22 protein-coding genes are annotated in these 20,888 nt (G+C 64.6%); 3 read left to right on the top strand and 19 right to left on the bottom strand.

What is annotated here, in order from left to right:
* Positions 1-3 precede the first annotated feature (3 nt).
* Complete coding sequence (locus ASC37_RS05865; protein ID WP_055423479.1) at positions 4-618, top strand: Smr/MutS family protein; 615 nt, start codon at positions 4-6, stop codon at positions 616-618.
* A gap of 6 nt (positions 619-624) precedes the next feature.
* Here ASC37_RS05865 and ASC37_RS05860 read toward each other — a convergent pair whose 3' ends face one another.
* The 5 genes from ASC37_RS05860 to hemN form a co-directional block, all read right to left on the bottom strand.
* A complete protein-coding gene (locus ASC37_RS05860) occupies positions 625-963 on the bottom strand; it encodes a P-II family nitrogen regulator (protein WP_028874947.1) in 339 nt (112 codons plus the stop codon).
* A complete protein-coding gene (locus ASC37_RS05855) occupies positions 960-2,600 on the bottom strand; it encodes an NAD+ synthase (RefSeq protein ID WP_055423478.1) in 1,641 nt (546 codons plus the stop codon). Before ASC37_RS05855 ends, ASC37_RS05860 begins: the two co-directional genes overlap by 4 nt.
* Positions 2,601-2,615: 15 nt before the next feature.
* A complete protein-coding gene (gene ppa, locus ASC37_RS05850; RefSeq protein WP_055423477.1) occupies positions 2,616-3,149 on the bottom strand; it encodes an inorganic diphosphatase in 534 nt (177 codons plus the stop codon).
* 87 nt (positions 3,150-3,236) lie between these two features.
* A complete protein-coding gene (locus tag ASC37_RS05845) occupies positions 3,237-3,938 on the bottom strand; it encodes a sulfite exporter TauE/SafE family protein (protein WP_055423476.1) in 702 nt (233 codons plus the stop codon).
* Between the two features lie 9 nt (positions 3,939-3,947).
* On the bottom strand, positions 3,948-5,351 hold the full coding sequence (gene hemN, locus ASC37_RS05840) for an oxygen-independent coproporphyrinogen III oxidase (protein ID WP_198289023.1): 1,404 nt from the start codon (positions 5,349-5,351) through the stop codon (positions 3,948-3,950).
* Positions 5,352-5,448: 97 nt separating this feature from the next.
* On the opposite strand from hemN, the gene fnr reads away from it, so the two are divergent.
* Positions 5,449-6,186, top strand: a complete 738-nt coding sequence (fnr, locus tag ASC37_RS05835) for a fumarate/nitrate reduction transcriptional regulator Fnr (protein WP_055423474.1) — start codon at positions 5,449-5,451, stop codon at positions 6,184-6,186.
* Positions 6,187-6,204: 18 nt separating this feature from the next.
* Here the strand turns inward: fnr and ASC37_RS05830 are convergent, their stop codons facing one another.
* Positions 6,205-7,971: a PHA/PHB synthase family protein gene (locus ASC37_RS05830; RefSeq protein ID WP_198289022.1), complete on the bottom strand. Its 1,767-nt coding sequence runs from the start codon at positions 7,969-7,971 to the stop codon at positions 6,205-6,207.
* Complete coding sequence (locus tag ASC37_RS05825) at positions 7,958-9,511, bottom strand: MBL fold metallo-hydrolase RNA specificity domain-containing protein (protein WP_082438389.1); 1,554 nt, start codon at positions 9,509-9,511, stop codon at positions 7,958-7,960. The genes ASC37_RS05830 and ASC37_RS05825 overlap by 14 nt, the downstream gene beginning before the upstream one ends.
* 63 nt (positions 9,512-9,574) lie before the next feature.
* Between ASC37_RS05825 and ASC37_RS05820 the strand changes: the two genes are divergently transcribed.
* Positions 9,575-10,018 (top strand): universal stress protein, encoded by a 444-nt coding sequence (locus tag ASC37_RS05820; protein WP_055423473.1) that lies wholly within the window; start codon positions 9,575-9,577, stop codon positions 10,016-10,018.
* A gap of 59 nt (positions 10,019-10,077) precedes the next feature.
* Here the strand turns inward: ASC37_RS05820 and ASC37_RS05815 are convergent, their stop codons facing one another.
* From ASC37_RS05815 to argC, 12 genes are all read right to left on the bottom strand, one after another.
* Positions 10,078-10,260, bottom strand: coding sequence for a DUF3149 domain-containing protein (locus tag ASC37_RS05815; RefSeq protein ID WP_055423472.1), 183 nt, complete (start codon positions 10,258-10,260; stop codon positions 10,078-10,080).
* 15 nt (positions 10,261-10,275) lie between these two features.
* Entirely contained in the window at positions 10,276-10,794 is a 519-nt protein-coding gene (locus ASC37_RS05810; RefSeq protein ID WP_055423471.1) for a FixH family protein, read from the bottom strand.
* A 16-nt stretch (positions 10,795-10,810) separates the two neighbouring features.
* On the bottom strand, positions 10,811-12,250 hold the full coding sequence (ccoG, locus tag ASC37_RS05805; protein ID WP_082438388.1) for a cytochrome c oxidase accessory protein CcoG: 1,440 nt from the start codon (positions 12,248-12,250) through the stop codon (positions 10,811-10,813).
* A gap of 120 nt (positions 12,251-12,370) precedes the next feature.
* The gene (gene ccoP, locus ASC37_RS05800; protein WP_055423470.1) at positions 12,371-13,270 is read right to left on the bottom strand and encodes a cytochrome-c oxidase, cbb3-type subunit III; all 900 of its coding nucleotides are present in this window, start codon (positions 13,268-13,270) and stop codon (positions 12,371-12,373) included.
* A 1-nt stretch (position 13,271) separates the two neighbouring features.
* Entirely contained in the window at positions 13,272-13,448 is a 177-nt protein-coding gene (locus ASC37_RS05795; protein WP_055423469.1) for a cbb3-type cytochrome oxidase subunit 3, read from the bottom strand.
* 16 nt (positions 13,449-13,464) lie between these two features.
* Positions 13,465-14,106, bottom strand: a complete 642-nt coding sequence (ccoO, locus tag ASC37_RS05790; protein WP_055423468.1) for a cytochrome-c oxidase, cbb3-type subunit II — start codon at positions 14,104-14,106, stop codon at positions 13,465-13,467.
* 13 nt (positions 14,107-14,119) lie between these two features.
* On the bottom strand, positions 14,120-15,562 hold the full coding sequence (ccoN, locus tag ASC37_RS05785) for a cytochrome-c oxidase, cbb3-type subunit I (protein WP_055423467.1): 1,443 nt from the start codon (positions 15,560-15,562) through the stop codon (positions 14,120-14,122).
* A 294-nt stretch (positions 15,563-15,856) separates the two neighbouring features.
* Entirely contained in the window at positions 15,857-16,060 is a 204-nt protein-coding gene (ccoS, locus tag ASC37_RS05780; protein WP_055423466.1) for a cbb3-type cytochrome oxidase assembly protein CcoS, read from the bottom strand.
* A 4-nt stretch (positions 16,061-16,064) separates the two neighbouring features.
* Positions 16,065-18,527: a heavy metal translocating P-type ATPase gene (locus ASC37_RS05775; protein WP_055423465.1), complete on the bottom strand. Its 2,463-nt coding sequence runs from the start codon at positions 18,525-18,527 to the stop codon at positions 16,065-16,067.
* Between the two features lie 28 nt (positions 18,528-18,555).
* Entirely contained in the window at positions 18,556-19,323 is a 768-nt protein-coding gene (locus ASC37_RS05770) for a 3-hydroxyacyl-CoA dehydrogenase (protein WP_055423464.1), read from the bottom strand.
* A 40-nt stretch (positions 19,324-19,363) separates the two neighbouring features.
* Entirely contained in the window at positions 19,364-19,714 is a 351-nt protein-coding gene (gene erpA / locus ASC37_RS05765) for an iron-sulfur cluster insertion protein ErpA (RefSeq protein WP_055423463.1), read from the bottom strand.
* Positions 19,715-19,792: 78 nt separating this feature from the next.
* Positions 19,793-20,827 carry an N-acetyl-gamma-glutamyl-phosphate reductase gene (argC, locus tag ASC37_RS05760; RefSeq protein WP_055423462.1) on the bottom strand — a complete coding sequence of 345 codons (1,035 nt, stop codon included), beginning with the start codon at positions 20,825-20,827 and terminating at the stop codon, positions 19,793-19,795.
* Between the last annotated feature and the right edge of the window lie 61 nt (positions 20,828-20,888).

Here is a 20,888-nt window from a genome sequence, read left to right as displayed (position 1 = left end):
CCCATGGCCCGCCCTCGCCCGCCGGCCTGGGCGGCCCCCTTGGCTGCGCTCAAAAAAGGGAAGGCCGCCCCGCCCGGTGCCGCCCCCCGACAGGCACCCGCCGAAGAAGCAGACTGGCGCGCGGGCGTTCGTCCTCTCACATTCCCGCCGCGGGTGGAGCCCGAGCGCCCGCGCCCGGCGCCGGTGCCGCGACAAAAGCTCGCCGACGAACGCACCATCCTCGCCGAGGAGCTGCTCGCCCCGCTGGAACTCGAAGACTGGCTGGAAGCCGATGAGAGCACCCACTTCCTGCGCCCCGGCGTGCCGCGGCGCGTGCTCACCGACCTGCGGCGCAGCCGCTGGGCGCTGCAAGGCGAAGTCGACCTGCATGGCCTCACGCGGCTCGAGGCGCGCGAGGCGCTCTCGGCCTACCTCACCCGCGCCCGGCGCCAGGGGCTGCGCTGTATCCGCGTCATCCACGGCAAGGGTCTGCGCTCGCCAGGCGGTTTCTCCGTGCTGCGCCACCTGTCGCGGCGCTGGCTTGCGCAGCGCGACGAGATCCTCGCCTTCTGCGAAGCCCCGCCCACGCGCGGCGGCAGTGGCGCGCTCATCGTGCTGCTGCGCGCGCCCCGCGAATGACTCGGCTCAGATCGCGTTGCCGTCGGTCTCGCCGGTGCGGATGCGGATCACCTGCTCGACCGGCAGCACGAAGATCTTGCCGTCGCCGATCTTGCCGGTGCGCGCCGTCTCCATGATGACGTCGACCACCTGGGCGACGCGATCGTCGGTGACGACCACCTCCACCTTGATCTTCGGCAGGAAATCGACCACGTATTCGGCGCCGCGATAGAGCTCCGTGTGCCCTTTCTGCCGGCCGAAGCCCTTGACCTCCGTGACGGTCAGGCCGCTCACGCCGATCTCGGAGAGCGCCTCGCGCACCTCGTCGAGCTTGAACGGCTTGATGATCGCCTCGATCTTTTTCATGCCCCGCTCTCCTCGTCGTATTCGTCGGCATAGCGCGCCGTGATGGGATAGCGCCAATCGCGCCCGAAGGCACGACGACTCACCCGCACGCCGATCGGCGCCTGGCGCCGTTTGTACTCGCTGCGCTTCAAAAGGGTGACGGCACGACGCACCGCCGCAGCGTCGAACCCAGCGGCGATGATCTCCCGTGGCGAGCATTCCCATTCCATGTAGCGCTCGATGATCTGATCGAGCACGTCGTAGGGCGGCAAGGAATCCTGGTCGCACTGGTTGGGTTTGAGCTCGGCCGAAGGCGGACGCGTGATGATGCGTTCGGGAATCACCTCACCATTGCGGTTGCGCCAGCGCGCGAGCCGATACACTTGAGTCTTATACACATCCTTGAGCACGGCAAAGCCGCCTGCCATGTCGCCGTAGAGCGTGGCGTAGCCGGTGGCCATCTCGCTCTTGTTGCCGGTGGTGAGCACCAGCGCCCCTGTCTTGTTGGAAAGCGCCATGAGCAGCACCCCGCGGATGCGCGACTGCAGATTCTCTTCGGTGGTATCCGGCGGCAAGCCGGCGAAGAAAGGCTCCAGCATCGCCGAGAACGTATTCATCGCCGGCTCGATGGGAATGACGTCGTAACGCACCCCGAGCCGGGCGGCGAGCGTCGCGGCATCTTCCAGGCTCATGGTCGCCGTATAGGGCGAAGGCAGCATCACGGCGCGCACGCGCTCGGGCCCAAGCGCGTCGACGGCAAGGCACAGCGTGAGCGCAGAGTCGATGCCGCCCGAGAGCCCGATGATCGCGCCGGGGAAACCGTTCTTGCCGAGATAATCGCGCACCCCCAGCACCAGCGCCCGATAGAGCTCCTCCTCGGGCGGCAAGGGATCGAAGCAAGGGGCATGCGGCTGCCAACTCCCCTCGCGCCACTCGAGCACCGCCTCTGCCTCGGCGAAGAACGGTCCCTGCCAGGCCAAGGCGCCTTGCGCATCGACGGCGAAAGAAGCACCGTCGAAGACGAGCTCGTCCTGCCCTCCAACCAGGTTGGCATAGAGCATCGCCCGGCCAGAGGCCCGGACCCGCTCGGCGACTACGGCCTGGCGCTCACGCCACTTCTGCTGGTGATAGGGCGACGCGTTGAGCGCCACGACGAGCTCCGCCCCCTGCACCGCCGTCTCTTCCACCGGCCCGGCCGACCAGGCATCCTCGCAGATCACCACCCCCACCCGAACGCCGCGGTGGGTGAAGACGAAGGGCTCATTGCCAGCGCAGAAGTAACGTTTCTCGTCGAAGACGGCGTAGTTCGGCAGCAGACGCTTGCGATAGATCCCGTCGATACGGCCGCCGCGCAGCAGCGCCGCTGCGTTGAAGCGACCGCCCTCGTCGGCCCAAGGCACGCCCACGAGAAGCGCCGGACCCTCCTCGGTAGTGAGCGCCGCCAGCGATTCCAGATGACGCCGCGCCGCGCGATAAAAATCGGGGCGCAGGAGCAGGTCTTCCGGCGGATAGCCGCTCAGGGCGAGCTCCGGCGTGAGGACGAGCTCCGCGCCCTGTGCGGCAAGCCGCGCGAACACCCCAGCGATGAGCGCCGCGTTGTGGGCGAAATCCCCCACCACCGGATCGATCTGGGCCAGGCCCAGGCGCAGCGCGTTCATCCTCTCTGCGCCGTTTTACTGGGCTGACGAGGCATTCTTCACGCCGGCGAGGATCTCCTGCTTGGCCTCCTCGACGCCCGCCCAGCCGAGCACCTTGACCCACTTGCCCGGCTCCAGATCTTTGTAGTGTTCGAAGAAATGCACGGTCTGTTTCAGCAGGAGCTCCGGAAGATCCTCGAGCGAGTGCACCTTGTCGTAGAGCGGCGTGAGCTTGGACACCGGAACCGCCACCACCTTGGCATCGACTCCCGATTCGTCTTCCATCTTCAGCAGGCCCACCGGACGGCAGCGGATCACCACCCCCGGTTGCAGCGGAAACGGCGTGACCACGAGCACGTCGACCGGATCGCCGTCACCGGCCACCGTGTGCGGCACATAGCCGTAATTGAGCGGATAGCGCATCGTCGTACCCATGAAGCGATCGACGAAAATGGCGCCGCTATCCTTGTCTACCTCGAACTTGATCGGATCGGACTGTGCCGGGATCTCGATGATGACGTTGATGTCGTTGGGCACGTCCTTGCCGGCGGAAACGCGTTCGAAAGCCATGAAAACTCCTCCCTCGTACGAAAAAACCCCAACCGGCGGCGTGCGCCGGCCCTGTCGAGGAGGATTATATAACGGCAGCCTGCGGCTTCAGGGGTGGCAGACCACGCCCTGCCAGATCATGCCGCCCAGCTGCGGCGCGCGCCACAGGCCGAGAAGCCCGAAGGCGACCACCAAGAAGCCCGCGGCGCGGCGCACCCAAGGGTGTCCCGCCACGTTGCGAAAACGCCGCAACAGCAACCCGGCGGCGAGCAGATTGGGCAGCGTCCCAAGGCCGAAGGCGAACATCACCCCGGCACCGCGCACCCCGTCGCCCGCCAGCAGCGCCGTCGCAAGCACGCTATAGACGAGCCCACAGGGCAGGAACCCCCACAGTAGACCGAGCGGAAACGCCTGCGCCACCGAGCGCACCGGCAGGAAACGGCGCGTGAGCGGCTGGATCCGCTGCCAGAGTCGGTGGCCGGCGCGCTCGAATGGCGCGAGCCAGCGCGTCTGGCCGAGGAAATAGAGCCCCATGGCCACCAGCATGAGGTTGGCGAGCACGTAGAGCGTGAGCTGCACCGGCAGCACCCCTTCGAGCATCCCGCCGATCGCCCCCAGCCAGCCCAACAGCGCCCCCAGCAGGGTATAGGTGGTGATGCGTCCGAGGTTGTAGGCCAGATGCAGCGGCCACTTCGCCCCCTGCGCCGTCTGCAGCGACAGCGCGCCGACGATGCCGCCGCACATGCCGAGGCAATGCACCCCGCCCAGGAGCCCGATGAGGAAGACCGCGAGGAAACCGCTCCAGGCCACGTCGCCGCCTCAGATCACGCGCGAATAGCGGGCGCGTTCGCGGTCGTGGCGCAGGTAGCGGTCGAACACCATGGCGATCGCCCGCACCAGCAGCCGCCCCGGCGGCAGTACCGTGATCCAGCGATCTCCGATCTCCACCAACCCCGCCTCGGCCATGCGCGCCAGGTCGTTCAGCTCCGGCGCGAAATAACGGCGGAAGTCGATGAGATGCGCGATCTCGATCGATTCGATCGACAGCTCGAAATGGCACATCAACGCCTGGATGATGGAACGGCGCAGCACGTCGTCGGCGGTCAGTTCCACCCCGCGCAGCACCGGCAGCTCACCGCGCTCGAGCGCGTCGTAGTAGTCTTCCTCGGTCTTGTGATTCTGCGCGTAGATCGCCCCCAGCTTGCTGATGGAGGAGATGCCGAAAGCGATCATGTCGCACTCGGCCTGGGTCGAATAGCCCTGGAAATTGCGGTGCAGGCGCCCCTGCTGCTGGGCGATCGTCAGCTCGTCGTCGGGCTTGGCGAAGTGATCCATGCCGATATAGACGTAGCCGGCATCGACCAGACGCTCGATGGCGTACTTCATGATGCCGAGCTTGTCGGCCGCCGTGGGCAGGGCCGCCTCCTCGATGCGCCGCTGCGGCTTGAAGAGCCGCGGCAGGTGGGCATAGCTGTAGAGCGAGAGGCGATCGGGCGAGAGTTCGATCACCCGTTCGAGGGTAGCGGCGAACCGCTCCACCGTCTGGTGCGGCAAACCATAGATGAGATCCATGCTCACCGACTTGAAGCCATTGTCGCGCGCCGCTTCCAGCACCGCCGCCGTCTCGTCGAAACTCTGGATGCGATTGACCGCGGCCTGCACCAGCGGGTCGAAGTCCTGCACCCCGATGCTCATGCGGTTGAATCCGAGCTCGGCGAGCAAGGCCACCTGCGCCGCATCCACCTTGCGCGGGTCGACCTCGATGGAGAATTCCCCATGCTCGGCGAGCTGGAAATGCGCCCGGATCGCCGCCATCAACCGGCGCATCTCGTCTTCGGCCAGGAAAGTGGGCGTGCCGCCGCCCAGGTGCAGCTGGGTAACCTCACGGCCGCCAGCCAGATGCCCATCGACGAGCTCGATCTCGCGCTCGAGGAAATCGAGGTAGCGCGCGCTGCGGGAATGATCCTTGGTGATGATCTTGTTGCAGGCGCAATAGTAACAGATCGTATTGCAGAAGGGGATGTGCACGTATAATGACAGCGGCCGGTTGAGCCCCCCCACCTCGCGGCTGCCAAGCCAGCGGGCATACTGGGCCGGCCCGAAGGCTTCGACGAAGCGATCGGCCGTGGGGTAAGAGGTATAACGCGGCCCGCTGATGTCGAAACGACGGATCAGCTCCGGGTCGACGACGAGACGATGGGTTTCCTGCATCGCGGTGCTCATGAACGCCTGCGGCAACCTCCATAATATGGCACGAAACGGCCGACGATGAGTTGACCGCCATCAACGAAAACGTTTCCTTTACCCCCAGAGAAGCGCCATGGACCTCCAACTTCCGCCCACCCTGCGCCAGCTGCGAGTGGCCTGCTCCCAGTGCAACCTCATGGAGCTGTGCCTGCCAGTCGGGCTGAGCGAAGAAGACGTCGCCCGCATCGAGGAACTCATCGGAACGCGGCGCAAGCTCAAACGCCATCAAGCGCTCTACGAGGTGCGCAGCCCCTTCCAAGCACTCTACGCCATCCGCGCCGGCTCGTTCAAGACCACCATCGTGCTTGAGGACGGGCGGGAACAGGTCACCGGATTCCAGATGACCGGCGAGCTCCTGGGGCTGGACGGCATCAGCACGGGGCTGCACGTCGTCAGCGCCATCGCGCTCGAAGACAGCGAGGTGTGCGTGATCGAATACGCCCGCCTCGAAGCGCTCGCACGCGAAATCCACGGACTTCAAGCGCAATTTCACAAGGTGCTCTCGCGCGAGATCGTGCGCGAACAAAGTGTCATGATGCTGCTCGGCACCATGCGCGCCGAAGAGCGGCTTGCCGCATTCCTGCTCAACCTCGCCCAACGCTTCGCCGCCCGTGGATTCTCCGGCACGGAATTCCGGCTGCGGATGACGCGCGAAGAAATCGGCTCCTACCTCGGGCTCAAGCTCGAGACGGTCTCCCGCACCCTGTCGCACTTCCAGGAAGAAGGGCTCATCGAGGTGCAGCACAAAAACATCCGCCTGCGCGACCGGGAGCGCCTGCGCGCCCTCATCCAGGCACCCCTGTCGCACTGAATACGAACCGGCTCGCCGTCAGCGTTCGAGCACATAGCTTCCCGGTGCCTTTCCGAGCGAAGGCACGCTCGCCGGATCCTTCGGTGCCACCAGTTCGCCCGCCTGCGGCCTGAGCCAGGCGACCCAGTCTTCCCACCAGCTGTTGGGATGCTCGGATGCCGACTTGAGCCAGGAATCGGCCCGCGGCACCGAATCGGTGAGATCGCTCACCCAATACTTGCGTTTGGGCGGGTTCTTTGGCGGATTGACGATGCCCAGAATATGCCCCGAGCTCGACAGCACATAGCGCCGCGGACCGCGCACGTGCCGCATCAGCTTGAAGGTCTGCTGCCAAGGGGCGATGTGATCGTCCTCGGTGCCCACGGCATAGACCGGCTGCACGATCTGGCGTAGATCCACGGGAACCCCGGCCAAGGTCAGCGCATCGGGCTGGATGAGGCGGTTGTTGAGATAGAACTCGCGCAGATACCAGCAGTGCATCTTCGCCGGCATGCGCGTCGGATCCATGTTCCAATAGAGCACGTCGAAGGGCTCTGGCTCCTCGCCATAGAGCCAGCCGTGTACGATGTAGCGCCAGATGAGGCTGTTGGAGCGCAACAGGCGGAACGCCTCGGCCATATCCTCGCCGCGCAGATAGCCGTCGAGCTGCATCTTGCGGCAGAGAAAATCGACCGTGGCCGGATCGATGAAGACCTCGATGTCGCCCGGGGCGGAGAAATCGACGAGGGTCGTGAAGAAGGTCGCATCCGCCACAGGGCAGGCGTCCGCTCCCAGCTTACGGTTCATCACCGCGAGGTAGCTCGCCAGGGCCGTACCGCCGATGCAGTAGCCCACCGCATTGACCTTGTCGGCGCCGGTAATGGAACGCGCCGTCTCGACGAGCACGTCCACCCCCTGCATGAGATAGTCGTCGAAGGTCGTGTTGGCCATCTCGCGCGTGGGGTTCTTCCAGCTGATGATAAAGACTTCGAACCCTTGGTCGCACAGATACTTCACCAGGCTCTTGTCGGGAGTGAGATCGAGCACATAGAACTTGTTGATCCACGGCGGCACGATCACCACCGGACGGCGATGCACCTGCGGCCGGGTCGGCGCATAGCGGATGATCTCCACCAGCCCATTGCGGTGCACCACATCCCCCGGCGTCGTGGCGAGGTTCACCCCGACGTGGAAGTCGTCCGGCCGCGTCATCCGCACCTGCCCGGCCGCCAGATCGGCGAAAAAGTTCTTGAACCCTTCGAAGAGGCTCAACCCCCACGTCTTGGCGGCAAGCTCGCGCGCCTTGGGGTTGGTCCAAAAGAAATTGGTCGGTGCAAGCGCATTGACGAATTCCCCCGTCCAGAAAACGGCGCGGCGCCGTTCGCGCTCGTCGATCGCGGGGGTTTGGCGCACCATCTCGACCAGGGACTGCCCCCAACCGAGATAGCCCTGCTGCAGGGTCGACCACCAGACCGATTCGGTCCATACGGGATGGTCCCAACGGATGTCATAAGGCTCGGGAACGAAAGGCGGCTCGGCCGGCTGACCCGAGAGGCGCTGCGCGACATAGCGCATCAGCGCGACGTTGCGCTTGCCGAGCTCGATCTCCTTCGACCACAGCGCCACCGGATGCAAGGCCCAAAGCACCTGCGCGTGCAGAATGGGGGCGATGTTGCCCAAGGGATCGAAACTTCCCTCCATGGCGCGATGCACGATCTCCGCCACCTGTTCGGGCATCTCTTCGATGCGCCGTTCCACTTCCTCGCGCGGCTCCTGCCGCGGATTGCGTGCCCTACTTCTCGCCATGACGGCCTCCTCGTTGCCAAGAATCCTGCCACGTCTGACCGCGAGCCGGGATCTCGACGCTGGACCAACCGAGCTCGCTGCGGATCGTATCCGCGAACGCCTGAGATTGCCCCGATTCACCGTGCGTGACGAAACACTGCTGCGGCGGGCGCCGAAAACCGCGCAACCAGCCGAGCAAACCTTGCCGGTCAGCATGCGCCGACATGCTTCCTATCGTATGGAGACCGGCCCGTACCGCGATTCGTTCCCCGAAGATCGTCACCTGTTGCGCCCCATCGACGAGCCGTCGCCCCAAGGTACCCGCCGCCTGGAAACCAGCGATGACGATGGCGCACTCCGGTCGGGGCAAATTGTATTTTAGGTGATATTTGATGCGACCGGCCTCGCACATGCCACTGGCTGAAACAATCACCAACCCCGAGCGCACGCCGTTGAGCGCCATCGACTCCTCCACGCTTGACGTGAATCGCAGACGGAAACGGTCGCGGTTACGCTGCATCCAGGAAAAAAGCTCACGGCTGGGTTCATCCCACAGATCGAGGTGGCGCGCCGAGATCTCGCTCGCCTCGGTGGCCATGGGCGAGTCGACCACCACGTTGAGAGAATTCAAGCGGCCGCGGCGTACCAGATCGGCGAGCACCAGGATCATCTCTTGGGTACGACCGACGGCAAAGGCCGGGATCACGACGTTGCCCCGCGGCAGCGTCTGGCGCAGCACCGTCTCCAGCTCGGCGACCGACTCGTCCCATGGGCGATGTTCCCGATCGCCGTAGGTCGATTCGACCCAGACGACGTCGGCTTCAGGAATCAGCGCTGGATCGCGCACCAGGGGCCGCCCCGGCATGCCCAGATCCCCGCTGAACACCCAGCGGCGCAGCGCCCCGTCGCCGCGCTCGAGCTCCAGCTCGAGGATGGCCGACCCCAGGATGTGCCCGGCGTCATGAAACCTGGCCCGAACACCCGCCACCACGGGAAACCAGCGCCCATAATCGTGTCGCTGCAGCCAGCGCAGGCTCTCCTGTGCCTGCGCCACCGTGTAGAGCGGCGCATCGGAGACCATCAGACGGCGGCGGGTACGATGCGACTGTTTCGAGAGCCACTCCCATTCCTTTTCCTGGATGTGGGCGCTGTCGAGCAGCATCACCCGCAACAAATCGGCGGTCGCCTCCGTCACATGGATCGGCGCCCTTGCGCCCAAGGCCACCAGACGCGGCAGCAAACCGGAATGATCCAGATGCGCATGGGTGACGATCACCGCCTGCAGCGCCCAAGGATCGAACGCGAAGGCTTCCAGGTTCTTGCGCGTCGCCTCGCGCCCTCCCTGGAACATGCCGCACTCGACGAGAAACTCGCCGCCAGGCGCCGCCACGTGGTAACACGACCCCGTGACCTCTTGCACTCCCCCGAGGAAACGCACCTCGGGAAAGAGAGGAAGGTGCCGGCGCAAAAAATGGGGCGGCTCGCGACGGCGCCCTTTTCCTGCACCGTGTCCTTCATGGTTTTCGGCATCATTTCCCGGTCGTCGCCCTTTCTTCGTCATCTTGCACCTCGGCCGAGCGTGGTTATAATGGGTCGATGTTAACCTACTCGAGGAGGGAGCACGATGTTCAAACACATTCTGGTGCCGACGGACGGCTCGGATCTGTCGCGCAGCGCCTCTGAGCGCGCCGTCGCCTTTGCCAAAAGCATTGGCGCGAAAATCACCTTTTTCTACGCCCAACCGGATTTTCCGCTGCCGGTCTACGGCGAAGGCGCCCTGATCGACCCCACCACGCCGGATCAATTCCGCCGCGCGGCCAAGGAAGAAGCCGACCGGATCCTCGCCGAAGCCAAGGCGATGGCGGAAAAGGAAAACGTGCCGTGCGACACCGACACGGTGGTGAGCGACACGCCGTGGGAGGCGATCATCGACTGCGCCCAGCGCCACGGCTGCGACCTCATCTTCATGGCCTCACACGGCCGACGCGGTCTGGCGGGTCTCCTGCTCGGCAGCGAGACGCAAAAAGTGCTTACCCACAGCAAGCTGCCGGTGCTCGTCTACCGCTGAGCCCCTTTGCCCGCTGTACTCAAAAAAGGCCGCACGATGCGGCCTTTTCTCGTTTCGCGTTACGACAAACGGTGCTTCTGTTGCCCCGAAGAGGCGGCGGTGCTGCCACTTTTTTCCTCTTCCTGGATCTGCTGCTTGACGTAGCGGTAGATGTAAAACGCCATCACGATGATGAAGGCGATGGTGAAGAGGCTCAGCAAGCCAATCCCCGAAGAAAACAATTCACGCAGTGCATCCGACATGGCACGTCCCTCCTTTCAGTCTGCTGCAGGTACGAACGGTTCGATTTTCACCTCGCTCTCTGTGGGAACATGCACGGTCCCGTTCAGTCGCCACTCGCGGGACTCATCTTCGATCTGCACCAGCCAGCGCCCAGCGTTGAGCGGCGCAATCGGCGCGACGTAGCGCCCCTCGTCGCGCACCAGGCGCACCACCTGATCCATGCCGGCCCGAGTGGGATGGGTGAGCGTCACGACGAGAAAAGGCGGTCTCGCCTTGGCGCGCTCCTCGTCGAAGCGCAGGCGCAGACGCTCGGCATCGATGCTCACATAGGCGGTCAGGCCGAGCTCGCCGGCCTTCAGCGATCGATCCATCGTCTTGCGGATCGCCAAGCCTTCCTTGTAATAATCGTCGACCACCAAGCCATCCCAGGTCTTGATCGCCAGCCACAGGGTGATGAACCCGCCCACCACCGCTGCCGCCGGCGGCAGCATCAGCAGCCATGGCCATTTCTGGCGGTACCAGGGTATCGTCCGGGACGTATTGCGCGCATCCATCCGAGCTTCCATTGCCTTACTCCGGAATGATGAAGGTGGCCACTTCTCGCGTCACATCTTCGGGTTCGCCCACCACTTTGACCTCGAAATAGATCTTGTGCGTCCCGGCGGGGGCCGTTCCTGCCGGCGCCTGCACCTGCACCGTCAGCGGCAAGGTCGTCGCGGGCGGCACGTCGAACTCCGCCGGACCCTCGAGCTTGAGGTTGGGCAAACCACCCACCGTGAGCGTGAAGCGCCGCGGCCGTTCGACCATGTTCATGATGTTGAGCGTATAGACGTTCTCGATCCAGCCGCCGCGGATCTCGCGCGCGAGCGCGGCCCGGTCGCGCATCACGTCGACGCGCACGTCGGGCCGCGTGGCGATCTTCCAGAAGAGCACCGAAGCCACCACGATGAGGATGAGGCCATAGATGAGCACCCGCGGACGCAGCGCGCGCCGGATGGTCTGGGCGCGGTCCCAATGATTCGCCATCGCGTTTTCGGTGGTGTAGCGGATGAGCCCACGAGGGTAACCCATCTTGTCCATCACCTGGTTACAGGCATCGATGCAGGCGGCGCAGGCAATGCATTCATACTGCAGCCCGTTGCGGATGTCGATCCCCGTGGGACAGACCTGCACGCAGATGCCGCAGTCGATGCAATCCCCCAGGCCCAGCGACCGGGGATCGACCCCCTTCTTGCGCGGCCCGCGCGGCTCGCCGCGCTCGGCGTCGTAGGTGATGATGAGGGTGTCCGGGTCGAACATCACGCCCTGGAAGCGCGCATAAGGGCACATGTACTTGCATACCTGCTCGCGCAGCACCCCGGCGAGGAGGAAGGTAAACCCGGCGTAGAAGAAAATCCAGAAAGTCTCCCACGGGCCGAAGCTCCAGGAAAGCAGCTCATGCCACAGCTCTCTTTGCGGCGTGAAATAACTGACCAGCGTGAAGCCCGTGACGAGGGAAAAGATGATCCATACGGCGTATTTGGCGCCGCGCTTGAGGATTTTCTCCATGGTCCAGGGCGAAGCGTCGAGCTTGCGCCGCTTGATGTGATCGCCCTCGATCTTTTCCTCGAACCATAGGAAGATCTCGGTATAGACCGTCTGCGGACAGGTATAGCCGCACCACACACGCCCGGCCACGGCACTGAAGAAAAAGAGCGCGTAGGCCGACAGGATCAGGATGAGCGAGAGGTAGAAGACGTCCTGCGGCCAGAACACCCAGCCGAAGAGGTAGAACTTGCGCTCGACGAGATGGAAGAGCACCGCCTGACGGTCGTTCCAGGTGAGCCACGGAAAACCGTAGAAAATCGCCTGGGTGAGAAAGACGAAGAACCACCGCAGCCGCTGGAAAGGCCCCGTGGTGGAACGGACATAGAGTTTCTTGCGCTTGGCGTAGAGCGTGGAAGGCGCCTCTTCGGAAGCAGCGGCCTTCGCGGCAGGGCGCGTCTCGGCGGTTTTCAGCGGTTCGTTCATGATGAGGAAGACTCTTCGTCAGAACCCGCGTTCTTTATAGAACAGAAGCACTCCGGCGGGAAGGGAAGATGCGGCGAGACGTCCCCAGACGCCCCGCCGCGGGTTTTGCTGCCTCAGACCTTACTGCTTGTTGCTCAGGCCCCACACGTAGGCAGTGAGAATGTGGACCTTGTCCTCGCCCAGGAATTCCCCGAACGCCGGCATACGGTTCTGGATGCCGTTGGTCACGTTGGAGATGATCTGGGCCTCCGACGAGCCCCACAGCCAGATGTCGTCGGTGAGATTGGGCGCACCCAGCAGCGGATTCCCCTTGGCGTCCGGCCCGTGACAGACGGCGCAGTTCTCGGCAAAGACCTGGGCGCCCCGCTGCGCGCGCTGCGCGTCGTGCGACAGGCCCGAGAGCGAGCGCACGTAATTGGCCACGTCCTTCATCTGATCCTCGGAGAGGATGTCCTTGAAGGGTGGCATCACGCCCATGCGCCCCGCGGTGATGGTGGTCTTGATGTACTCGGGCGAGCCGTCCCCGCCCAGCCAGTCATGGTCAGTCAGGTTGGGGAAGCCCTTGGCCCCGCGCGCGTCGGCCCCGTGGCACTGCATGCAGTAGGCCTGGAAGAGCCGCTTGCCCATGCCCATCGCCTCGGGATCGGCCGCCACCGCTTTCACGTCCATGTTGCGGTATTTGGCGAACTTCGGACCATACTGCTCGTCGGCCTTCTTCATCTCCTGCTCCCACTGCCCCACCGAGGTCCACTTGGCGATGCCAGGGAAAGAGCCGAAGCCGGGGTAGATGATGAGGTAAGCGATGCCGAAGAAAATGGTGAGCCAGTACAGATACATCCACCAGCGCGGCAGCGGGTTGTTCCACTCCTGCAGCGTCTCGTCCCACTTGTGCGGCTGCAGCTCACCCACCTTGCCGCTCGCCCGCATGTTGGAGGCGATGATGAAGATGCAGAACGCGATACTCAGCGCCACGAGCACCATCACGTACGCGTTCCAGAACCCATTGATGAAGTCTGCCATTTTAGTTCCCTTCCTTGTGATCGTTGGCGAGCACCGGGTCGTCGTCCTCGAGGAACGGCAGGCGTGCGGCTTCTTCGAACGCCGGCTTGGCGGCGCGGCTGTACGCCCAAACGCAGATACCGATGAAGCAAAGGAACGACAGCACCGTCACCAAGGAACGCAGGTCGTTGATGTCCATCACGCCCTCCTCTCACTCACTGGAAATTGGACAACGCCCGGCCGAGGCCCTGCAGGTAGGCCACCAGGGCCTCCATCTCCGTCTTGCCCTCGAGCATGGACGGCGCCTGCGCGATCTCCTCGTCGGTGTAGGGGTGGCCCAAGGCACGAAGCGCCTTCATCTTGCCTTGGATGGCGTTGATATCGCGCTGGCTGATCGGCCGGTCGAGCCAGGGGAAGGCCGGCATGTTGGACTCTGGCACGACGTCGCGCGGGTTGCGCAGGTGCGCGATGTGCCAGTTGTCCGAATAGCGGCCGCCCACACGGTGCAGATCGGGACCGGTACGTTTGGACCCCCACTGGAAGGGGCGGTCGTAGATGTACTCGCCCGCCACCGAGTAGTGGCCATAACGCTCGGTCTCGGCCCGGAAGGGACGCACCATTTGCGAATGACAGTTGTAGCAGCCTTCGCGGATGTAGATGTCGCGACCGGTGAGGCGCAGCGCGTCGTAGGGTTTGACATCGAGCGGATTACCCTGCCGGTCGATCGGCTTGGTGGTCGAATGCTGGAAGAACAGCGGCACGATCTCGACCAGGCCACCAATGCTCACCACCAGCAAGGTGGCGATGATGAGCAGCGTGACGCTACGCTCGAGGATTTCGTGTTTGGAATTGGCCATGATTCACTCTCCCTCACGCATGGGCCGGAGCCAGCACCGGCGCATCGACGGGCTTGGCGCCCGCGACGGTCTTGAACACGTTGTAGGCCATCACCAGCATCCCGGTCAGGAACAACAGCCCGCCGAGCACCCGGATGGTCCAGAAGGGGTAGGAGGCCTTCACCGCCTCGACGAAGGCATAGGTGAGCGTGCCGTCGGGGTTGGTGGCGCGCCACATCAGACCCTGCATCACGCCCGAGATCCACATCGAGGCGATGTAGAGCACGATGCCGATGGTAGCGATCCAGAAGTGCGCCGTGACCAGATCCTTCGAGTACATCTCGACCTTGCCGTAGAGCCGCGGGATCAGGTAGTAGAGCGAACCGATGGTCACCATCGCCACCCAGCCGAGCGCCCCGGAGTGCACGTGACCCACGGTCCAGTCAGTGTAGTGCGACAGGGCGTTGACCGTCTTCACCGACATCATCGGGCCTTCGAAGGTCGACATGCCGTAGAAGGAGAGCGACACGATGAGGAACTTGAGGATCGGGTCGTCACGCAGCTTGTGCCAGGCACCGGAGAGCGTCATGATGCCGTTGATCATCCCACCCCAGGAAGGCGCGAGCAGGATGAGCGAGAAGATCATCCCCAGCGACTGGGTCCAGTCGGGCAGCGCAGTGTAGTGCAGGTGGTGCGGACCGGCCCACATGTAGGTGAAGATGAGGGCCCAGAAGTGCACCACGGAGAGCCGGTAAGAATACACCGGACGACCGGCCTGCTTGGGCACGAAGTAGTACATCATGCCCAGGAACCCGGCGGTGAGGAAGAAGCCCACGGCGTTGTGGCCGTACCACCACTGCACCATGGCATCCTGCGCCCCGGCGTAGGCCGAATAGGACTTCGGCGTGAGAAGACCGGCGGCAAGCACCGGAACTTCGGCGCTATTGACCACGTGCAGCAGCGCCACGGCGATGATGAAGGCGCCGTAGAACCAGTTGGCGACGTAGATGTGGCTCACCTGCCGCTTGGCGATGGTGCCGAAAAACACCACGGCGTACGACACCCACACCAGCGTGATGAGAATGTCGATCGGCCACTCGAGCTCGGCATACTCCTTGGCCGTCGTGAACCCGAGCGGCAAGGAGAGCGCGGCGAGCACGATCACCAGCTGCCAGCCCCAGAAAGTGAAGGCTGCCAAGCCCGGCGCAAAGAGCCGGGTGTGGCAGGTACGCTGCACCACGTAGTAGGACGTGGCGAAGAGCGCCGAGCCGCCGAAGGCGAAAATCACCGCGTTCGTGTGCAAGGGGCGCAAGCGCCCGAAGTGGAACCACTCGCCGAGCTGAGGGAAATTCAGCTGCGGCCAGACCAGCTGGGCGGCGATCAACACCCCGACCAGCATGCCTACGATGCCCCACACCACCGCCATGATGGCGAACTGGCGCACGACTTTGTAGTTATAAGTCGTTTCCGTTTGCATGGTCACCTCTCCAATGAGAACTTACCGAAATCACCCCGGCGCGTCCGCCGACTGCGACAGGCGGTAGGATACGCCGCACGTGCAAAGTCGTGTTGACTTCAGTCAACATTTTAGTCGATGGCGTAGCAAACGCAGGAAAAGTGTGGCGGCGGGGACAAAAAAAGGGGCACGCCCCAGCGTGCCCCAACCCCAACAGAGAGACAAGGAACCCAAAAACGGCTTGGATTCGCACCCAAACCGAGGAAGATTCTATTCCTTGTCTTCATAGAGGTTTTTGACGCAAGTCAAACAACATCACTTTTTTTCTTCATCCGCCGGCTTGCCTGAGGGAGGCACCGCATCGCCGGAGCCGGCCTCGTCCCTATCCTCGAAGAGGATGCGGTAGGCCGGCCCCTGCAGGTCGTCGAACTGTCCGCTCCTCACCGACCACCAGAAGACGAGCCCGATGACGAACACCAGCACCACCGACAGCGGAATCAGGATATAGAGGCTTTCCATCGTCTCACCTCGCGCGCTGCAGGCGCAGCGCATTGAGCACCACGCCCAGGGAACTCGCCGCCATGCCGAGCCCCGCCATCCACGGCGTCACCCAGCCGGCCATGGCGAAGGGGATGGCGAGCAGATTGTAGGCAAAGGCCCAGCGATGGTTCTGCGCCACGATCGCGAGCGTGCGCCGCGCATGGCGTATGGCGCGTGCGATGCCCGAGAGATCGTCGCCCAGCAGCACGACGTCGGCATTGAGTCGGGCGAGATCCGCCCCCCCACCCATCGCCACCGAGACATGCGCCCCCGCGAGCACCGGCGCGTCGTTGACGCCGTCGCCGACCATGGCGACCACCCGCCCCGGCTGCGCCATCACCTGACGCAAGGCGTCGATCTTGCCTTCGGGCGTGAGGCCGGCGCGGACCTCGTCGATGGCGAGCGTGCGCGCCACCGTTTCCGCGATCTCCGGCGCATCGCCGGAGAGCAGATGCGTGCGCAAACCGAGTCCATGAAGTTCGTGCAGCAGCTCCGGTGCCTCCTCACGCAGGACATCGGACAGACCGAAAACGGCGATCCAGCCGGTTTCGTCCCCCAGCGCCACGCGCGTGAGCGCACGATCATCGCTTGCGCGCGGCATCGCCTCGAGGGACAGCCCAAGCGTCGAGGCCACCCACTCGGGACGACCGATGCAGGTCCGTTTGCCGGCGACCCGGGCACTCAAGCCTTGGCCAGTGATGGCCTCGAATGCCGCGACCGGCACGTTTGCCGGCGCCGTCCCGGTGAACGCGCGTGCGATGGGGTGCTCGCTCGCCGCCTCCAGCGCCGCAGCGAGCGTCTGCGCCTGCCGCGCATCGCGCCCGGGCGCCGGCAAGACCTCGACCACGGTCAGCTGCCCGCGCGTGAGCGTGCCGGTCTTGTCGAAGGCGATGTCGGTGAGCCGCGCCAAGGTCTCGAGGGCATGACCGCGCGTCACCAACACCCCCGAGCGCATCAGGGCGTCGGTGGCCGCCGTCAAGGCCACGGGAGTGGCCAGCGACAGGGCGCAGGGACAGGCGACGACGAGCACCGAGACGACGATGGGAACGATGCGGGAGGAATCGACCCATGCCCACAGCCCGATGGTGATCACGGCCAATCCCAGCACCGCGATGATGAAACGGCTGGCATAGCGGTCGGCGAGCGAGGCAAGCGCCGGTTTCTCGCTCTGGGCGCGCTCCATCGCCCGGCGGATGGTGGCAAGCCGCGTCTCCTCACCGACGCGCTCCACCACGACCTCCAGCACCCCGCCGCCGTTGAGACTGCCACCGAGCACCAGATCCCCTTCGGCCTTGGGGATGGGGCGACTCTCCCCGGTGAGGATGGCTTCGCTCACTTCGCTGTGTCCCAAACCCACGCGTCCATCGACGGGGATGGTCTGTCCAGGACGCACGCGGATGCGATCGCCCGGCGCGAGCCGCGCCACCGGCACCCGTTCCCAGGTACCAGACTCTAGCCGTTCGGTCACCGCAGGGATGACGCGGGCGACTTCTTCCAGGCCACGCACCGCCCGTTGGCGCGCGAGCATTTCGAGGAAACGCCCCCCCAGCAGAAAAAAGGCAAACATCGACACCGAATCGAAGTAGACCTCGCCCTGGCCGCTGACGGTCGCCCAGAGGCTGGCGAGAAACGCCACGCCAATGCCCAGCGCCACTGGCACGTCCATGCCGATGCGCCGCAGCTTCAGGTCGCGCCAGGCGTTGGCAAAAAACGGTCCGCAGGAATAAAACACCGCCGGCAGGGTCAGCACGAGGCTTGCCCAATGCAGCAGGCGTTCGATGTCGGCCGGCATGTCCCCCTCACCTGCCAGGTAAGTGGGAATGGCATACATCATCACCTGCATCGAGGCAAAGCCGGCCACGAAGACGCGCCACAGCATGGAACGGCGTTCGCGCTGGGCCACTTCCTCGGCCTTCTTCGGATCGAAGGGATGGGCGCGATAGCCGATCTCGGCGATCGCCTTGAGGATGCGCGACAGGCTGGTGCGCTCCGGGTCCCAGCGCACCAGCGCACGGCGGGTGGCGTAGTTGATCTCGACGTGGGTGACGCCCGGCTGACGGCGCAGGTGCTGTTCGTTGAGCCAGACGCAGGCCGCGCAGGTGATGCCTTCGAGGATGAGGGTGACCTCGCGCTCGTGCTCGCCCACCGGCCGTGAGACTTGCTCGGTGAGCTCGGGCAGATCGAAGGATTCGAGCTCGCGCACCACCTCGGGCAGGGCTTCTCGCACCGGCTCGGGCATGGCATCGCGGTGGCGGTAGTAGTCGGACAAACCGTTATCGACGATGGCCTGGGCCACGGCGGCACAGCCAGCACAGCACATGCGCCGCGCCCGGCCGTCGATCACCACGGTGAAATGCGTCTGGGGCGGGATCGGCAGGCCACAGTGATAGCAGCTTTCCTCTGCGCCGGCAGCACTCTCCGCCCGCTCCAAAGTGGTCTCGTTCATCCCTGCCTTCGTTCGTCTCCGCTGCGGTTCATTTTGCCCCCATGCGGATGGCGCCGTCGAGGCGGATCACTTCCCCGTTGAGATAGACGTTCTCGACGATGTGCCGCACCAGAACGGCATATTCGGCCGGACGCCCCATGCGCGGCGGGAAGGGTACCATCTTGCCCAGGGACTCCTGCACGTCGGCCGGCATCCCCAACAGCATGGGCGTTTCCATGATCCCGGGAGCGATGGCCATCACCCGGATCCCCCAGCGGGCCAATTCACGCGCCGCCGGCAAGGTGAGCGACACCACTCCCCCCTTGGAAGCGGCATAGGCCGCCTGCCCGATCTGACCGTCGAAAGCGGCCACGGAGGCCGTATTGACGATGACACCGCGCTCCCCCTCGGCATTGGGTTCGTTGGCGCTCATGCGGGCAGCGGCCAGGCGCATCAGGTTGAAGGTGCCGATGAGGTTGATCTGGATCGTTCGGGCGAAAGATTCCAGCCGGTGCGGACCTTCCTTGCCGACGATCTTCTCGGCCGGAGCGACGCCAGCACAATTGACCAGCACGTCGAGCCGGCCGAAGCGCTCGTCCGCCGCCGCGACGGCTGCCTTGGCGCTCGCTTCGTCGGTGACGTCGGTGCGTACGAAATAGGCGTTACCAGCCAGTTCGGCGGCCAACGCTTGGCCCTTCGCCTCGTCGAGGTCGGCAAGTACCACTCTGCCGCCACCGGCCACGACCATGCGGGCGGTGGCCGCTCCCAGGCCGGAGGCGCCACCGGTGATGAGAAACACTCCCCCTGCGATCTGCATCGCTCCCTCCCTTATCGTTCGCCGATCTTTGCCGAAAGCGTCACACGGAGAAAGACTGTCCGCAGCCGCAGGTGGTGGTGGCATTGGGGTTGCGAATCACGAACTGCGCCCCTTCGATTCCTTCCACGTAGTCGATCTCGGCGCCGACCAGGTACTGGTAGCTCATGGGATCGATGAGCAGCGTCACGCCGCCCTTCTCGATCACGGCGTCGTCTTCGGCCACTTCCTCGTCGAAGGTGAAGCCGTACTGGAAGCCGGAACAGCCGCCGCCGGTCACGAACACGCGCAGCTTGAGGTCCGGGTTGCCTTCTTCTTCGATCAGCTCGCGCACCTTGGCGGCGGCGCTGTCGGTAAAGATGAGCACGTCGTCGGTCTGGGTTTCGGTCGTCATGATATGGGCTCCTCGTCAGGGTCGTCGCGGGCGCGACGGAGTTATGGACCGGAAATGGCGCGCGCCGTTCCCGTGGTTTCAGGGGCTCACTGGCACCAGGTCTAGCCCCAGGGTTTCCGGAAAACCGAACATCAGGTTCATGTTCTGCACCGCCTGCCCTGCCGCCCCTTTGACCAGGTTGTCGATCACGGAGAGCACGACGACGACGTCACCTCCCTGCGGCCGGTGCACGGCGATGCGGCACAGGTTGCTCGCGCGCACCGAGCGCGTCTCCGGATGCGAACCAGCCGGCAGCACGTCCACGAAGGGTTCTCCGGCATAGCGCTCGGCAAAGAGCGCCTGCACGTCGAGTGACGGGTCCGTGAGCCGCGCATAGAGGGTGGCATGGATGCCGCGAATCATGGGCGTGAGATGCGGCACGAAGGTCAATTCCACCGGCAGGCCGCGGGCGATGCGCTGCAGCCCTTGACGGATCTCGGGCAGATGGCGGTGACCAGCCACACCGTAGGCCTTGAAGTTGTCCGCGGCTTCGGCAAAGAGCGTATGCACTTCGGCCTTGCGCCCGGCACCGGAGACGCCAGACTTGCAATCGGCCACCAACCCGTCGCGCGCGACGGCATTCGCCTCGAGCAGCGGCAGGAAACCGAGCTGCACCGCGGTGGGATAGCAGCCAGGGTTGGCCACCAGACGCGCACGGGCGATCGCCTCGCGCTCGACTTCCGGCAGGCCGTAGACGGCTTCCTCAAGGAGTTCGGGTGCGGCATGCGTCATGCCATACCAGCGCTCCCATTGGTCGACGTCGGCCAGGCGAAAATCCGCTGCGAGATCGATGAGGCGCACTCCGGCATCCAGGAGTCGCCGCGCCTCTTTCATCGCCACGCCGTTGGGGGTGGCAAAGAAGACGAGGTCGCAGCGCTCGAGCCTTGCTTCGTCGGGCGTGGCGAAACGCAAGTCCACGTGGCCGCGCAGACTGGGAAACATCTCGGCCACCGGCATTCCGGCCTCGGTGCGCGAGGTGATCGCCTCGAGCGACACCTCGGGATGGTGGCTGAGCAGCCGCAGCAATTCTACGCCCGTATAGCCCGTGCCACCGACAACCCCTACCTTGATCATCGTCCGACCTCCAAGGATCACCAAATGCGATTATCGCCCGGCCGCGATCAAAAATCGAGAG

It is taken from the genome of Tepidiphilus thermophilus, from assembly GCF_001418245.1.
Classification (GTDB): Bacteria; Pseudomonadota; Gammaproteobacteria; order Burkholderiales; family Rhodocyclaceae; genus Tepidiphilus; species Tepidiphilus succinatimandens.
Note: the sequence above shows the minus strand (reverse complement) of the source record. Positions and strands in the feature narration are given on the sequence as shown.

Coding starts and splice junctions, on each gene's coding strand:
- ASC37_RS05865 (WP_055423479.1), top strand. CDS start 4: ATGGCCCGCCCTCGCCCGCCGGCCTGGGCGGCCCCCTTGGCTGCGCTC.
- ASC37_RS05860 (WP_028874947.1), bottom strand. CDS start 963: ATGAAAAAGATCGAGGCGATCATCAAGCCGTTCAAGCTCGACGAGGTG.
- ASC37_RS05855 (WP_055423478.1), bottom strand. CDS start 2,600: ATGAACGCGCTGCGCCTGGGCCTGGCCCAGATCGATCCGGTGGTGGGG.
- ppa (WP_055423477.1), bottom strand. CDS start 3,149: ATGGCTTTCGAACGCGTTTCCGCCGGCAAGGACGTGCCCAACGACATC.
- hemN (WP_198289023.1), bottom strand. CDS start 5,351: ATGAGCACCGCGATGCAGGAAACCCATCGTCTCGTCGTCGACCCGGAG.
- fnr (WP_055423474.1), top strand. CDS start 5,449: ATGGACCTCCAACTTCCGCCCACCCTGCGCCAGCTGCGAGTGGCCTGC.
- ASC37_RS05830 (WP_198289022.1), bottom strand. CDS start 7,971: ATGGCGAGAAGTAGGGCACGCAATCCGCGGCAGGAGCCGCGCGAGGAA.
- ASC37_RS05825 (WP_082438389.1), bottom strand. CDS start 9,511: ATGACGAAGAAAGGGCGACGACCGGGAAATGATGCCGAAAACCATGAA.
- ASC37_RS05820 (WP_055423473.1), top strand. CDS start 9,575: ATGTTCAAACACATTCTGGTGCCGACGGACGGCTCGGATCTGTCGCGC.
- ASC37_RS05815 (WP_055423472.1), bottom strand. CDS start 10,260: ATGTCGGATGCACTGCGTGAATTGTTTTCTTCGGGGATTGGCTTGCTG.
- ASC37_RS05810 (WP_055423471.1), bottom strand. CDS start 10,794: ATGGATGCGCGCAATACGTCCCGGACGATACCCTGGTACCGCCAGAAA.
- ccoG (WP_082438388.1), bottom strand. CDS start 12,250: ATGAACGAACCGCTGAAAACCGCCGAGACGCGCCCTGCCGCGAAGGCC.
- ccoP (WP_055423470.1), bottom strand. CDS start 13,270: ATGGCAGACTTCATCAATGGGTTCTGGAACGCGTACGTGATGGTGCTC.
- ASC37_RS05795 (WP_055423469.1), bottom strand. CDS start 13,448: ATGGACATCAACGACCTGCGTTCCTTGGTGACGGTGCTGTCGTTCCTT.
- ccoO (WP_055423468.1), bottom strand. CDS start 14,106: ATGGCCAATTCCAAACACGAAATCCTCGAGCGTAGCGTCACGCTGCTC.
- ccoN (WP_055423467.1), bottom strand. CDS start 15,562: ATGCAAACGGAAACGACTTATAACTACAAAGTCGTGCGCCAGTTCGCC.
- ccoS (WP_055423466.1), bottom strand. CDS start 16,060: ATGGAAAGCCTCTATATCCTGATTCCGCTGTCGGTGGTGCTGGTGTTC.
- ASC37_RS05775 (WP_055423465.1), bottom strand. CDS start 18,527: ATGAACGAGACCACTTTGGAGCGGGCGGAGAGTGCTGCCGGCGCAGAG.
- ASC37_RS05770 (WP_055423464.1), bottom strand. CDS start 19,323: ATGCAGATCGCAGGGGGAGTGTTTCTCATCACCGGTGGCGCCTCCGGC.
- erpA (WP_055423463.1), bottom strand. CDS start 19,714: ATGACGACCGAAACCCAGACCGACGACGTGCTCATCTTTACCGACAGC.
- argC (WP_055423462.1), bottom strand. CDS start 20,827: ATGATCAAGGTAGGGGTTGTCGGTGGCACGGGCTATACGGGCGTAGAA.